The organism is Hyphomonas oceanitis (assembly GCF_036964545.1).
Classification (GTDB): Bacteria; Pseudomonadota; Alphaproteobacteria; order Caulobacterales; family Hyphomonadaceae; genus Hyphomonas; species Hyphomonas oceanitis.
Genome location: NZ_JBALTL010000001.1, coordinates 288693 through 302946, shown reverse-complemented (window position 1 = coordinate 302946; position 14254 = coordinate 288693). Strand labels below are relative to the sequence as shown.

Annotated in this window: 16 protein-coding genes; 11 read left to right on the top strand and 5 right to left on the bottom strand. The window is 61.0% G+C overall.

Annotated features, from left to right (window positions below; translation table 11 throughout):
- Positions 1 to 85: 85 nt before the first annotated feature.
- The 4 genes from tldD to V7651_RS01575 all read right to left on the bottom strand — a co-directional run bounded on the left by tldD (position 86) and on the right by V7651_RS01575 (position 3600).
- Entirely contained in the window at positions 86 to 1489 is a 1404-nt protein-coding gene (tldD, locus tag V7651_RS01590) for a metalloprotease TldD (protein WP_035537418.1), read from the bottom strand.
- Positions 1490 to 1537: 48 nt separating this feature from the next.
- Positions 1538 to 2773, bottom strand: a complete 1236-nt coding sequence (locus V7651_RS01585) for an AI-2E family transporter (RefSeq protein ID WP_335611963.1) — start codon at positions 2771 to 2773, stop codon at positions 1538 to 1540.
- Positions 2770 to 2934 carry a DUF1328 domain-containing protein gene (locus V7651_RS01580; RefSeq protein WP_034744699.1) on the bottom strand — a complete coding sequence of 55 codons (165 nt, stop codon included), beginning with the start codon at positions 2932 to 2934 and terminating at the stop codon, positions 2770 to 2772. Before V7651_RS01580 ends, V7651_RS01585 begins: the two co-directional genes overlap by 4 nt.
- Before the next feature lie 111 nt (positions 2935 to 3045).
- Positions 3046 to 3600: a tetratricopeptide repeat protein gene (locus V7651_RS01575; RefSeq protein WP_335611962.1), complete on the bottom strand. Its 555-nt coding sequence runs from the start codon at positions 3598 to 3600 to the stop codon at positions 3046 to 3048.
- Positions 3601 to 3753: 153 nt separating this feature from the next.
- On the opposite strand from V7651_RS01575, the gene coxB reads away from it, so the two are divergent.
- The 11 genes from coxB (at position 3754) to V7651_RS01520 (ending at position 13583) form a co-directional block, all read left to right on the top strand.
- A complete protein-coding gene (gene coxB, locus V7651_RS01570) occupies positions 3754 to 4755 on the top strand; it encodes a cytochrome c oxidase subunit II (protein WP_335611961.1) in 1002 nt (333 codons plus the stop codon).
- A gap of 25 nt (positions 4756 to 4780) precedes the next feature.
- Positions 4781 to 6463: a cytochrome c oxidase subunit I gene (gene ctaD / locus V7651_RS01565; protein WP_156950422.1), complete on the top strand. Its 1683-nt coding sequence runs from the start codon at positions 4781 to 4783 to the stop codon at positions 6461 to 6463.
- A 78-nt stretch (positions 6464 to 6541) separates the two neighbouring features.
- The gene (locus tag V7651_RS01560) at positions 6542 to 6991 is read left to right on the top strand and encodes a hypothetical protein (RefSeq protein ID WP_335611960.1); all 450 of its coding nucleotides are present in this window, start codon (positions 6542 to 6544) and stop codon (positions 6989 to 6991) included.
- A gap of 8 nt (positions 6992 to 6999) precedes the next feature.
- On the top strand, positions 7000 to 7953 hold the full coding sequence (gene cyoE, locus V7651_RS01555; protein ID WP_035537527.1) for a heme o synthase: 954 nt from the start codon (positions 7000 to 7002) through the stop codon (positions 7951 to 7953).
- A 1-nt stretch (position 7954) separates the two neighbouring features.
- Positions 7955 to 8281, top strand: coding sequence for a hypothetical protein (locus V7651_RS01550; RefSeq protein WP_335611959.1), 327 nt, complete (start codon positions 7955 to 7957; stop codon positions 8279 to 8281).
- Positions 8278 to 8856: a cytochrome c oxidase assembly protein gene (locus V7651_RS01545; protein ID WP_051624656.1), complete on the top strand. Its 579-nt coding sequence runs from the start codon at positions 8278 to 8280 to the stop codon at positions 8854 to 8856. Before V7651_RS01550 ends, V7651_RS01545 begins: the two co-directional genes overlap by 4 nt.
- Positions 8857 to 8933: 77 nt before the next feature.
- A complete protein-coding gene (locus V7651_RS01540) occupies positions 8934 to 9812 on the top strand; it encodes a cytochrome c oxidase subunit 3 (protein ID WP_335611958.1) in 879 nt (292 codons plus the stop codon).
- An 88-nt stretch (positions 9813 to 9900) separates the two neighbouring features.
- Entirely contained in the window at positions 9901 to 10593 is a 693-nt protein-coding gene (locus V7651_RS01535) for an SURF1 family cytochrome oxidase biogenesis protein (protein ID WP_335611957.1), read from the top strand.
- Positions 10590 to 11975 carry a threonine synthase gene (thrC, locus tag V7651_RS01530; protein WP_335611956.1) on the top strand — a complete coding sequence of 462 codons (1386 nt, stop codon included), beginning with the start codon at positions 10590 to 10592 and terminating at the stop codon, positions 11973 to 11975. Before V7651_RS01535 ends, thrC begins: the two co-directional genes overlap by 4 nt.
- Positions 11975 to 12544 carry a GNAT family N-acetyltransferase gene (locus V7651_RS01525; protein WP_335611955.1) on the top strand — a complete coding sequence of 190 codons (570 nt, stop codon included), beginning with the start codon at positions 11975 to 11977 and terminating at the stop codon, positions 12542 to 12544. The genes thrC and V7651_RS01525 overlap by 1 nt, the downstream gene beginning before the upstream one ends.
- A gap of 10 nt (positions 12545 to 12554) precedes the next feature.
- A complete protein-coding gene (locus V7651_RS01520) occupies positions 12555 to 13583 on the top strand; it encodes an EAL domain-containing protein (RefSeq protein WP_051624657.1) in 1029 nt (342 codons plus the stop codon).
- On the opposite strand, the gene V7651_RS01515 is transcribed toward V7651_RS01520, so the two are convergent.
- Positions 13584 to 14144: a YqgE/AlgH family protein gene (locus V7651_RS01515; protein ID WP_035537435.1), complete on the bottom strand. Its 561-nt coding sequence runs from the start codon at positions 14142 to 14144 to the stop codon at positions 13584 to 13586.
- Between the last annotated feature and the right edge of the window lie 110 nt (positions 14145 to 14254).

Sequence of the window (14254 nt, the reverse complement as noted above, 5' to 3'; positions counted from 1 at the left end):
TTAACGAACCCTGCGCCTAATGTGGCGATAAAGTGGCAAAACCCTCACGGGGCCGCAAGAGTCAGTATGAATCCTAACGCGAATTTTATCCGGCGCCGCCCACAGTCAGGGCACCGACCTTCAGCGTTGGCTGGCCAACGCCCACAGGAACAGACTGTCCGGCCTTGCCGCAAACGCCGACGCCGTCATCCATGGCGAAGTCATTCCCGATCATCGACACCTGCTGCAACACGGTCGGGCCGTGGCCAATCAGCGTCGCATTCTTGACGGGCGCCACGACCTTGCCGTTCTCGACGAGATAGGCCTCGGTGCACTGGAACACGAAATTGCCGGACGTGATATCGACCTGTCCGCCACCGAAGTCCACGGCCCAGAGACCGCGCTTGATGGAAGAGACGATCTCGGCCGGATCCTTGTCGCCGCCGAGCATGACCGTGTTGGTCATGCGCGGCATGGTCTGCGCTTCATAGCTTTCGCGGCGGCCATTGCCGGTCGGCGCGACGCCCATGAGGCGAGCGTTCAGGCGGTCCTGCATATAACCTTTAAGGATGCCGTCCTCGATCAGTACGGTGCGCTGGGTAGGCGTGCCTTCATCGTCGAACGAGAGCGAGCCGCGGCGCGCCTCAATCGAGCCGTCGTCGATCACGGTGACGCCCTTGGCGGCCACCTGTTCGCCAATCCGGCCAGCATAGACACTGGTGCCCTTGCGGTTGAAGTCGCCTTCGAGGCCGTGGCCGACCGCTTCGTGCAGCAGTACGGCGGGCCAGCCTGGGCCAAGCACGACTTCCATGACACCCGCAGGCGTAGGGATGGACTGCAGGTTCACTGAGGCCTTGCCAAGTGCGCGGCGGACAAGGTCCTGCCAGCGACCAGGCTGGATCCACTCGTCATAAGCCGCGCGGCCTCCTGCGCCTGCGCTGGCCGATTCACGGCGGCCATTCTCTTCGAGAGTTACCGAGACGTTGAGGCGCACGAGCGGGCGCACGTCGGAGAAGACTGCGCCGTCGGGACGAATGATGTCCACTTCCCGGTGGCTGCCGGCGAGCGAGACGGAGACCTGCACGACACGCGGGTCCAGCGCCCTTGTCCAGGCGTCGATTTCCGCGAGCAGTCCGGTCTTGGCAGAGAAGTCAGGCGCAGAGGTCGGATCGATAGGCGCATAGAGGCGGCGATTTGTTGGCTGGGGGCCATCGGCGAGGCGGCCAGAATAGCCGCGCTTGGCCTGAGAGGCCGTGAGCGCGCCGCGCTTGATGGCGTCGAGCGAGAGTTCAGAGCCGTAGCCGCTGCCTTGCGCTTCGCCTGCCACGACCCGCAGGCCGAAGCCCTGGTCGGTGTCGAAGGCGGCTGATTTCAGGCGTCCATCGTCAAACATGAAACTTTCAGAGCGCGAGCGCTCGATGAAGAGGTCACCGTCATCGCCGCCGGAGACAGCGTCAGACAGGATATCCGCAGCGCGGGCGATATCGAAGGGTAAATCAGTCTGGGTCATGCATCCTAGATGCGTGTGATTGGCCGCTGCAGCAAGTGCAAAGCCTGCTCAAGCCGTTTGCGGCTCCGCATCAGGCTTGGAGTCTGACGAGGCAGGCGCGTCTTTCGCGGCTGTTTCGGCCTCCTTGGTCACCTTGCGTTTCGCGAGCGGCACGTCGCGACGGAAGATGAATTTCAGGATGCGACGGTCCGAGCGGGAGAGATCGTCCCGGTCGGCAAGGAATTTCCCGAAGCTCGACATGCCGGGCACATTGTCGGACACCACTTTCATGGTCAGCAACATGGGCGTCGACAGCAGCATGCCCATGAACGACCAGAGCCAGGCCCAGAGCGCGAAAGACACGAAGACGACAACAGCATTGAGCCGAAGGCGGCGGCCCACCATTACAGGGGTCACGAACTGGCCCTCGAAAGAGGTCAGCCCCCAATAGATGAAGGCTGGCAGGAGCGCCGCTGAAGCCGAATCGAAAGTGACGAGAGCGACGATGAACGAGATGCCGACACCGGCCATCGCGCCGATATAAGGGATATAGTTCAGCAGGAATCCAGCGAGTCCGAACAGGAGCGGATCAGGCATGCCAAGCGCCCACATGGCAAGGCCGATGGCGACGCCGAGCCCCATATTGATCAGCGTGATCGTGAGCAGGTAGACCGATAGCTGGTTCTCGATCGCTCGGGCGACGGCGAGCGCACGCCGTTTATCCTTGAGAGTCGGCATGACCTGGACCAGCTTCTCATAGAACAGGTCACCGGAGGCGATCAGGAAGAAAGCGAGCGTCAGGCAAATGATCATCTGGCCTGCAACGACGGGCATCTTGTCAGTGAATCCGGCCATGAAGCCAGGCTCACGGATGGTCACCGTATCCTTGGCGGGCTCCTTGGAGGCGATGTGCTCGATCTGCTCGGTGGCATCCATCACCGGCTGCACCGTTCCGGTCAGTTCCTTTAGCTTATCGCTGGCATCCTCGATCATTTGCGGTGCATCGGCGAGCCTGTGACTCGCGGCGCCGGAGACAAAATAGCCGAGCGTGCCAACAAATCCGAGGAGAGCGAGGAGGATGAGTGCTGCCGATACGCCGGAAGGGATCCCGATTCTGCCCAATGCACGTCGGACGGGGCTGAAGATCAGCGCCAGCATCATCGCGGTCACGATTGGTACAATAAGGCCCTGAGCCACGGTCAGTGTGCTCAGGGCCATGATCCAGAAAATACCAACGAGCGCCCAGCTATGAGTAGCGGGCGCTCGCTTCGTTTCATCCGTCGAGGCGGACGATTGTGAGGTCATCCCCTACGCAGGCCGCCGAAGATCAGCGAGACTACGAACAGGACAATGAAGATCAGTGCGAGCAGTTTCGCTATGCCAGCCGCAGTGCCGGCAATGCCGCCAAAACCAAGAACGGCCGCGACAAGCGCGACGACGAGAAAGATGATAGCCCAGCGCAACATGGTGTTTCCTTTTCCATTATGAATTCTGAAAAAGGGAACGGCAGGTTGATGAATTGGTTCCACGCAAAGGTTTAGAAAGCGCGATAAGATCGCCTATGCGCCGTCAGGCCTTCAGTTTGTCGAAATCTCGAAACGAGACATTTGCTTACGGGCAAGGTCCGATTCGGGATTCAGCTCATCAGCCATCTTGAAGTCGAAATAGGCGCCCTGAATGTCACCTGTATTCTCCTTGGCGATCGCCCGATTGTAGAACGCCGCGTAGAGATCGTGTGAATTCAGTTGAATCGCCTTGTCGAGCGAGACAAGTGCTGAAGTGTAATCCTTGCGCAGAATGTGGGCGGCACCTTCATTGAGGTAGGTCGCGCCTTCTTCAGGACGCATCTGCTTGGCAATGTCATAGTCGGAAAGCGCCGCATCGAGCCGGCCTGAGCGCATGCGAAGGACACCGCGATTCGTATAGGTTGCGGCCTTGTTGGTGATGTTCATCAGCTCGGCTTCGAGGGCCTTGGTGCAGATGTCTTCACCTTCGCGCGCCGACACACGCTGGTATTTGGCGGCTTCGTAACAGTCTTTGGATACGCCGCTGCCCAGAATGGCGACCTGGGCTGAAGCGAAAGGCGCTGACAGCGCGAATGCAAGTGAAGCGAGTACATATAGTTTAACCATTGACGTCTCCCTATTCGTATTTTTCCTTACATTACCACGATTTCCCATATGCGACGAGCGCCTGCGACAATATTGAGCGCGAAAACTGCTGGGTTGCAGGGGCGGTCTGATATAGATACAGCGGAGCAATTCCAACGAGACGAGGATTCCTTCGTGCGACACTTTTTTGCCGCCCTGTGCGCTTCAATACTGGCTGCACCGGCGTTTGCTGCCATTCCCCACGACGGTGCGCTCGGCTTCCAGCCAGCTGCAACCCGCATTGCAGAACGCATTCACTTCTTCCACAACGACTATGTCCTGTGGATCATCACGGCGATCACGATCTTCGTGTCCGTCCTGCTGGTCTGGGTCATGGTGCGTTACAATCGCAAGTCCAACCCGGTCTCGCGCAAGTTCAGTCACAACTCGCTGATCGAAGTGATCTGGACCATCGTTCCAGCGCTCATCCTTGTCGCGATTGCCGGCCTGTCCTTCCCGAACCTCTACTATCAGGACGTCGTGCCGAACCTCGACAAGATCAAGACCGAGTCGGCAGAGCTTCTCGCTGACGGCAAGTCGGCCGAATATGAGCGTTACACGAAGAACTATTTCCCTGATGCGGCCGAGAAGGGCTTCATCAACGTCAAGGCTCAAGGCAACCAGTGGAACTGGACCTACTCCTATCCTGACATTGTTGACGCCGATGGCGTTGCGCTGGAATTCGTTTCAAACGCTGTCCACAAGGGCACACCGGAAGACAAGCAGAAATACCAAGATTCCACGGGCCGCACGAACTATGATTCGCTGCCGCGTAACCTGGCCGTCGACTATCCGATGGTCATTCCGGCTGGTCGCTACATCCGCTACTATACCGCTGCTGCTGACGTGATCCACTCGTGGACCGTGCCGGCCTTTGGCGTGAAAACGGACGCTGTTCCCGGTCGCCTCAACGAGGGCTGGTTCCTCGTCGATGCGCCGGGCGTTTACTACGGCCAGTGTTCCGAACTGTGCGGTATCGACCATGCCTACATGCCGATCGAGGTGCGCGTTGTTCCGCAGGCCCAGTTCGACCAGTGGGCTCAGCTGATGCTCGCAGGCGACTATGAAGGCGCCTATTCAGCGGTCCAGACCATCGCCGCCATTGAGCCGAGCACCAAGCTCGCTGCCAACCACTAAGCTTTGAGAGAAGAGTAGATACGCCATGCCAATGGATGAAATCGCCCTCGACCATCATCACGATGCCCACGACCACAAGCCAGGCTTCTTCAAGCGCTGGTTCCTGTCGACCAACCACAAAGACATCGGCACGCTCTACCTCATCTTCGCGATGTGTGCGGGGGTTGTCGGTTACACGCTGTCAGGTCTGATCCGCTGGGAACTGGCTGAGCCGGGCATCGGCCCTATGCTCTGGATCGTCGAGCACCTGCAAGGCGTGCAGGGCGATGCGGCTATTACGCATGCCAAGCAGTTCTACAACACGGTCATCACCTATCACGGCCTAATCATGATCTTCTTCATGGTCATGCCTGCCCTTATCGGTGGTTTCGGCAACTGGTTCGTGCCGCTGATGATCGGCGCGCCGGACATGGCCTTCCCTCGCATGAACAACATCTCTTTCTGGATGACGGTTGCTGCGTTTGTCCTGGCCTGTATCTCGATGACGGTTCCCGGCAACTCGGCCGGTAATGGTTTCGGTGGTGGCTGGGTGCTCTATCCGCCGCTCTCGTCGACGACCGGCCACCCCGGCCCGGCCATGGACGTGCTGATCCTGTCGCTCCATACGGCCGGCATCGCGTCCATCCTTGGCGCCATCAACTTCATCGTCACCATCCTGAACATGCGCGCCCCTGGCATGACCATGCACAAGATGCCGCTGTTCGCCTGGGGCGTTCTCGTCACGGCCGTGCTGCTGCTCCTGTCGCTGCCTGTCCTGGCGGGTGCGCTGACCATGCTGCTGACCGACCGTAACTTCGGCTCGCAATTCTTCAATCCGGCCGGCGGCGGCGACCCCGTCATGTTCCAGCACCTGTTCTGGTTCTTCGGTCACCCTGAAGTCTACATCATGATCCTGCCGGCTTTCGGCATCGTCAGCCACATCGTCTCGACCTTCTCCAAGAAGCCGATCTTCGGCTATCTCGGCATGGCCTATGCCATGGTGTCGATCGGCGTCATCGGCTTCGTCGTGTGGGCTCACCACATGTACACAGTCGGCATGAACGTGGACCTGAAGGCCTACTTCATCGCGGCCACCATGGTCATCGCGGTGCCCACGGGCATCAAGATCTTCTCGTGGATCGCAACGATGTGGGGCGGCTCCATGGAGTTCAAGGTCCCGATGCTCTGGGCCATCGGCTTCATCTTCCTGTTCACCGTTGGCGGTGTGACGGGTGTGGTTCTGGCCAACGCCGGTATCGACCACGCTCTGCACGACACCTATTACGTCGTGGCGCACTTCCACTACGTGCTGTCGCTCGGCGCCGTGTTCGGCCTCTTCGCTGGATGGTATTACTGGTTCGAGAAGATGTTCGGCATCAAGTACAATGGCTTCCTCGGCGGCCTGCACTTCTGGCTGATGTTTGTGGGTTCGAACGTTCTGTTCTTCCCGCAGCACTTCCTCGGTCTCCAAGGCATGCCACGCCGCTACATCGACTATGCAGACGGCTTCCACACCTGGCACTTCGTGTCGTCCATCGGTTACGCCATCACGCTCGTCGGCACGCTGGTCTTCTTCATCGGCCTCATTGAAGCCGTGGTCCGCCGCCGCAAGGGTGAAGCCAACCCATGGGGTGAGGGCGCCACGACGCTGGAATGGACGCTGCCTTCGCCGCCACCATTCCACCAGTTCAACGAACTGCCCCACGTTACGAACAAGGGCGGCCACTAGCCGGAAACGGTACGGCTTGAACATTCGGCGGCCCTTCGTGAGTGATCGCGGAGGGCCGTTGTGCTTTGAGGATATCCGATGGTCGCGCGTACCAATCTTGTCGCGATAGCTTTTCTTGCGCTCCCGTTGCTGGTGCTCGCGGTCTATGCGCTTGTCGGGCTTACTGGCGGCGTCAATTCCATCGATGCGTCGCTGACCGATACCTATTATGTCGTCCAGCCTTGGCAGTCTTCCATGGCCCTTGGGCTGGCTTCCGTGGGTTTTGGCGTCATGTACCTGGCCGGGAAGTCGGTGGCGGGGCTGCGCTTCCGCCCTCAGCTTATATGCCTCCATTTAGGGCTTTGGCTGACCGGAATTGGCCTGATCATGGCAGCTTCGGTGGCGCAGGCTGACATTTCCAGCGGCCTCCAAGCCTCCAGCACAGCGGTGGCAGCCGGGTATTGTGTCACGCTGCTTTCATCGCTGGTTTTTGCCATATGCATGGCTGAAGCCATTTACAGGCGCATTCGCCAGGGCAAAGAGCTATAAGACAGACTATGACAGACGCACCCGCCACACCTGCAAAGCGCTACGCCACCGCGAGCGACTATGTGAACCTGATGAAGCCGCGCATCATGATGCTCGTCGTCTTCACGGCGGCGGCTGGCCTGATTGCGGCCTCCAGCGCCACGCATACGCCGATCAATCCACTGATGGCCGTTATTGCGCTGCTTGCCGTTGCGCTTGGCTCCGGCGCGGCTGGCGCGATCAACATGTGGTTCGACTCCGATATCGACGCGATCATGACGCGCACCGCGACACGCCCCATCCCATCTGGCGCCGTGCCGCGCGAAGAGGCGATTGCCATGGGACTCATCATGTCCGGCGTCTCGGTCATGCTGATGTGGCTCGCGTCCAACTGGCTGGCGGCGGCGCTGCTCGCCTTTTCCATCTTCTATTATGGCGTCATCTACACAATGTGGCTGAAGCGCTCGACGCCGCAGAACATCGTCATCGGTGGCGGGGCAGGGGCATTCCCGCCAGTTATTGGCTGGGCTGCCGTCACGGGCAATACGCCGCTCGACGCTTGGATCCTGTTCGCCATCATCTTCTTCTGGACGCCGCCGCACTTCTGGGCGCTCAGCCTGCTGGCCCATGGCGAATACGAGAAGGCGGGTGTGCCGATGCTGCCGGTCACGCATGGCGCCAAGGCCACCCGTCTGCAGATGCTCATCTACACGATCCTGCTCGTGCCGCTCGCGCTTGCGCCTGTGGTGACGGGCCTTGGTGGCTGGATATATGCGGTCACGGCCGGTGTGCTTGGGGCCGTCTTCCTCTCCTATGCCGTACGGGTTTTCCTGTCCAAGGCAGGCGATGATGATTGCACCGGCGCCGAGAAGAAACTGGCCCGGTCCATGTTCCTGTTCTCGATCCTCTATCTCTTCGTCGTGTTTGCCGCGCTGATCCTTGAGCACGCGACCGGATTGTATTTTGCCGTAAAGGGCTTCTGAGATGACGGATTCCAAAGAGCCCTATGAGGGCGAGTTCATCCCGGCCGCGCACATGACGCCGGAAGCGGTCGCTGCCCGCAAGAAACGCAATCTCTGGCTCGGCCTTGCCCTGCTGGGCTTTGTTGTTCTCGTGGCCATCACCACAATGATCCGCCTGGCAAATGCCAATCTCAGCGAAGGCGCTGGCTTCTATTACAGCAATAGCGGCGGCAGCGCGCGCGAAGACGAGCGCATGCCGATTGATGACCAGCCGGCCCTTCCGCCGGGCATGACGCAAGACCAGGCCGCGCCGCCTCCTGGTCTGGAGCCTGAAGGATCGCCAGAATGAAACTGTCGAATGTCACCATCGGCCTCATCGCGGCTGGCGTTTTCACCGGCATGCTCGGCCTCGCCTTCATGGCAGAGCCACTTTACAAGAGCTTCTGTCAGGTCACCGGCTTTGGCGGCACCACGCGAATCGCCACCCGCGCACCCAAGGAAATCCTCGATCAGGAAATCACCGTCCGATTCGATGCGAACGTGGCCGATACGCCGCTGACCTTCCGCCCGCTGCAGCGCGACCAGGTGGTCAAGATTGGCCAGCACGGTCTCGCCTTTTTCGAGGTCGAGAACCCGACTGACAGGCCGATTCGGGTGATTGCGAGCTATAATGTGACGCCGCACTTCGCCGGACCGTATTTTTACAAACTGGAGTGTTTCTGTTTCGAGGAGCGCGTTATCGCCCCTCACGAATCGAAGAAACTGCCGGTCGTTTACTTCATTTCGCCCGATATTATCGATGATCACGTGGCCAACCAGCTTGAGACAATCACGCTGAGCTATACGTTCTTCGACAGTACCGAGTACAAGGGGCCGCTGAAGCAACAGGCGCAGGGTGCGGCGAATTCGGCCACGCCCGGCTGAACCTGTTGCGTTTCGCCTGCGGAGCGGGCTAAACAGCGCAAAGCTATACGTGATAATTTCAAGGGGTTTCCCAAGCCATGTCCAGCGGCGACGTCAAACACGACTACCATCTCGTCAATCCCTCCCCATGGCCACTGCTCGGTTCATTGTCCGTTGTGGTTCTGGCCCTTGGCGGTGTGACCTTCATGAAGGGCCTTTTCGGCATGGAAAAGGGCACCATTTGGCTCATGGCCCTGGGGTTTGCCATGGTCATCTGGGTGATGATCGGCTGGTGGCGTGAAGTCGCCAAAGAGGGCGCTCTCGGCGATCATACGCCGGTTGTGTCCATCGGCCTGCGTTACGGCATGATCCTGTTCATCGCGTCGGAAGTCATGTTCTTCGTGGCATGGTTCTGGGGCTTCTTTGAATTCTCGATCTTCGAGCACGCCCGCGTTGGCGACACATGGGACGCAACCAACCCGCTCTATGCTGATGCGCTGGCCCGTTTCAAAAGCTGGCCGCCAGCTGGCGTCGAAACCTTCGACCCCTTCCACCTGCCGCTGATCAACACGCTGGTCCTGCTCCTGTCGGGCACCACGGTCACTTGGGCACACCACGCGCTGCAGCATGATGATCGCTCGGGCGCCAAGCTTGGTCTGCTGATTACGCTCATCCTCGGCATGGCGTTCACCGCGCTCCAGGTCATCGAATATAGCGAAGCCGGCTTCACCTATGACGGCACGCTCTATGGGTCGGCCTTCTTCATGGCGACCGGCTTCCACGGTGCGCACGTTGTCATCGGTACAATCTTCCTGGCAGTCTGCCTGATGCGCCTGATGATGGGTGGCATGAGCGCGAAGAAGCATCTCGGCTTCGAATTCGCGGCCTGGTACTGGCACTTCGTTGACGTGGTGTGGCTCTTCCTCTTCGCCTTCGTGTACGTTGCACCGTACCTGATTTTCGAGGGCGGCAAGTAAGCGCCTTCCTGCGAACCTGAATTCATTCCAGGCCCGCCGGCGCGTCGATCCGCCCGGCGGGCCTTTTTCATAAAAGGCCCCCACTGCCATGTCCTTCCGCCCGCTTCCGGTGCTCACGTTTTTCACGCTGGTCAGCCTCGTGATCCTCGTCCTGCTGGGGAACTGGCAGTATCGGCGCTTCAGCGAAAAAATGGCGCTCGACAATACGCCCATCGCCTGGACCAATATTGATGGCAATGTCGTGCCCGGCAGCGAGGCCATGGTCTATTCCTACACCGATGGCAGCGCCGCCTGGCGCCGGGTCGTCGCGATCGACACGGGCGAGGAAGTCGTCTTCACGCCCATTGAAGTTCTCTACCAGGTCGACCCACCGCAGCCCTGCCTTGGCCCTGCTTGCGGCGCGGGTCTCCGATTCGCCGCGCGTGGCCTCTACCAGAGCCCGCGGGGGCGCAATGCCTTCACCGGCACGGACAGCCCGGAGATAGGCATCTTCTATACGCTCGACCCGGCTGTGCTTGGCGCGCTGCTGCCGGCGGATGATGCTACCCGCGTGCACGGCCGCGTTTTCGAGCCTGATACCATCCAACTGACCGAGAACGGTCGCTCAATGGCCGGGGAAAACCCCTTCGCGCGGGCCAGACCGGACAGCGAATTGCCCCCGCAGCGCCATTTCGGCTATGCGATTACGTGGTGGGGGCTCGCCATGGCGCTGCTCGGCGTGTATCTCGCCTTCCATTACCAGAAGGGCCGCCTGCGGTTTCGCAAAGGGAGCGATGCGTGAAATACATTTCGACACGCGGACAGGCCGGGCCTGTTGATTTTACAGGCGCTTGCCTCGCAGGCCTCGCGCCCGATGGCGGCCTCTATGTGCCGGAGAGCTTTCCGCAGATTACCCCGCCAAAGGCCGACGAGCCCTATGCCCATGTCGCCGCGCGCATCCTGTCAGCCTTCGCTGGCGATGCGATTCCCGAGGCGGACATGCTGGCCATGTGCGAGCGCGCCTATGCCAGCTTTGCGCACCATTCGGTTGCGCCGCTGACGCAGGCCGGCCCCGGCCTCTGGCTGATGGAATTGCACCACGGCCCGACGCTGGCATTCAAGGACGTGGCGATGCAGATCATCGCCCAGCTCTACGACTACATGCTGGCCAAGAGCGGCAAGCGCCTCTCGATCGTCTGCGCCACGTCCGGCGACACCGGCGGCGCCGCAGCAGCGGCCTTTGCCGGGTCGAAGCATGCCGACCTCTTCATTCTGCACCCGCACGAGCGGATTTCGCCTGTGCAGCGCCTGTTCATGACCACGACCGGCGCCAGCAACGTCACCAACCTCGCGCTTGATGGCGACTTCGACGATTGCCAGGCGATCGTGAAATCGCTCTTTGCGGACAAGATGTTCGCCGAGGATGTCGGCCTCTCCGGCGTCAACTCGATCAACTGGGCCCGTATCGCGGCGCAGTGCGTCTATTATGCCACCGCGCAGGCAGCTCTCGGCGGCCGCATCCGCTTCGTCGTGCCGAGCGGCAATATGGGCGACGCGCTGGCCGGCTATGTCGCCGCGCGCTGCGGCCTGCTCACCGGCGGCTTTGAAATCGACTGTGCGGTCAACGAGAATGACGCGCTGGCCCGCCTGTTCAATGACGGTGTCATGTCACGCGCCCCGGCCGTGGCAACGCCGAGCCCCGCCATGGACATTTCCGTGCCCTCGAATTTCGAGCGCCTGCTTTATGAAGCAACTGGCCGCGATGCCGAAGCCGTTCGCCAAGTCTATGAAAGCTACAAACAGTCCGGCGAAGCGAAGTTGCCGGACAGTGCCCGGACCCGGCTTGGCTGTGTCGGCATCACGGCGTCTGCCGTCAGCAATCGCGACACGATGGCCGAGATGAAGCGTTTCGAGGGCGAGACCGGTTGGCTTATCTGCCCACACACGGCTGTCGGCACCTGGCAGGCCCGCCAGACACCGCGCAGCGATGTCTCGACCGTCGTGCTGGCCACCGCCGCCGCCGCGAAATTTCCTGAAACGGTTCTGGAGGCGACGGGCCTTGAGGCGCCTCTGCCGCACAAGTGCGGCCCGCTGCTGACGCGCGGCGAAGTGTTTGACCGGCTGCCGGCTGACGTTACCGCCGTGCGAAAGGCGATTGAAGCCAAGGCCCGCGCGAGCGTCTGATGGCTCTTCCGCTGCGCGATACGTTGATCACGGGTGACCGTGTCGTACTCGTCCCGCCGCGCAGGTCTGATTATGACGAATGGGCTTCGCTGCGCACAGCCAGCCGTGACTATCTCGAACGCTGGGAACCGCTCTGGCCGGGCGATGCGCACTCGAAAGCCGATTGGGCGCGGCGCCTGAAAGTCTGGACGGCGGCCTGGAAAGAGGGGCGCGCCTATGTGTTCCTGATCCGTCGGATGTCAGACAATGCGCTGATCGGCGGGATATCCCTGACCCATGTGCGACCGTGGCCTGCGTCGAGCGCCAGCCTCGGTTACTGGCTGGGGCAGGAGTTCGAAGGCCATGGCTATATGCGCGATACGGTCAGCCTGATCTGCGATTGGGCCTTTGCGCGTCTCGCCCTCTGGCGCATCGAAGCGGGCACGCTTGCCGAGAACAACCGGTCACGAAATGTCCTCGAGGCGGCAGGGTTTGAGGAAGAGGGGTATGCTCGCGCCTATCTCGAGATCGCAGGTGAACGCCGCGACCACGTCCTTTTCGGGCTCGTCAGGCCGCAAAATCAAAGCTAGATTCAATTCAATGGCCACACCCCCTAGCACGCAGCCTCATGGCAACTGGCATTGGCATGCGCCGACGCAGCGCCTCGTTATCGATGCGCCAAAGGCGACTGTGCTGTCTGAACTGACGGGAGAATGGTCGATTGATGCCTTCGAGCAGATGTTGGAAGGCCTTAGCCGCGGGAGACTGGCCAAGGCCTTTGGTACCGTAGACGGGCCGGTGCGCTGCGCCCTACGCCTGTCGAGCGGACGTGACGTGCACCTTGTCGGCGCCTTCGTCAGGCGATCCGAAGCGCGGGGCCTGTTGTTGGTCGGTGATGATTTCCCGGAGATAGACCCGTCCGACCTGCAGCCGGGACCGGATCTTGCGCCCGTCTTCCAGCCAATCATTTCATTGCGTGACGGACGCATCGCCGGTTTCGAAGCGCTCGCCCGCTGGGACGGTACAGAAGGCACGTCGCCCCCCAGTCGCTATGAGGACGAGGCGCTGGCCTCCAACATGCTGATCCGGTCGGCGGAAACATTGGCCATGCTGCGCGAGACATCGGGGCGCGATGATGTGTTCATGCATGTGAACCTCACGGCACGAGACCTAGCGCGCGGAACCTTTCCTGCGCTCGTCGAGGCGCTGATGAATGGCTACAACTTGCCACCGCGCGCGCTGCGTATCGAACTGACGGAACAGGCCGCGCTGCGCGATGCCGGTCATGCGCTGTCGGCGGCGATGGCGCTGAAAGCGGTGGGCGCCGGGCTAGTGCTTGATGATTTCGGGACGGGGCATTCCTCGTTCGCCTGGCTGGCGGACCTGCCCGCGGACAGTTTGAAGATCGACCATGGCCTGACCTGCCGCCTGGGCCAGCTGCGCATCGATACAATCCTGACGACGATCACGCTGCTGGCGAGCCGGCTTGGCATGACGAGCACGGCTGAAGGCATTGAGAACAAGGATGACGCGGTGAAGCTGCGTGGCCTTGGCTTTGATCATGTGCAGGGCTTCGCCTTTGCCCGGCCGATGAGCGCCGAGGCGGCGGCGGCTTTTCTGGTCGGCTGATCAGGCGCTACCGCCCTCGACATGGAGGCGGCCCGAATCAATTCCCATCCGGCCTAGCGCGTGACGCCATTTGAGGTCGTGGCCTTCACCGAAGACGAGATCGTCATCCGGTTCACCAACAATCCAGGCATTGGCCGCAAGTTCGATTTCCAGCTGTCCGGCGCCCCAGCCAGAATAGCCAAGCGCCAGCACGGATTTGCGGGGCGCGGCGCTTGAGCCGATCAGCTGCAGCATGTCGCGCGTGGCCGTCATGCAGAAGGCGCCATCAATCTCCAGCGTGGCGCCTTCGCTGATGACATCATCGGTGTGGATAACGAAGCCGCGATCGGTATTGACCGGTCCGCCATCCAGCACGGGGGCATCCGGTACGCCGAGTTCCGTGGAGACGTCGAGCTGCTCGAACAGTTCCGGTAGGCGGATGCCTTCCATCGGCTTGTTCAGCACGATGCCCATCGCAAAGTCCGGCGAGTGCGCGCAGACGAGGATGACCGACCGCGAAAAGCGCGGGTCGCCGATGCTCGGCAGGGCGATCAGAAGCTTGCCGGTCAGGTCTGTGTCCATGGGCGATGAGGCTCCTTTTTCCCGAGGCTGGGGCAAGGCTGGCATTTTGGCAAGGGCGTTGCGCCTTGTCGCAGCAGCGCGTCGGCCCTATGTCCAAGGCCATATCAGCA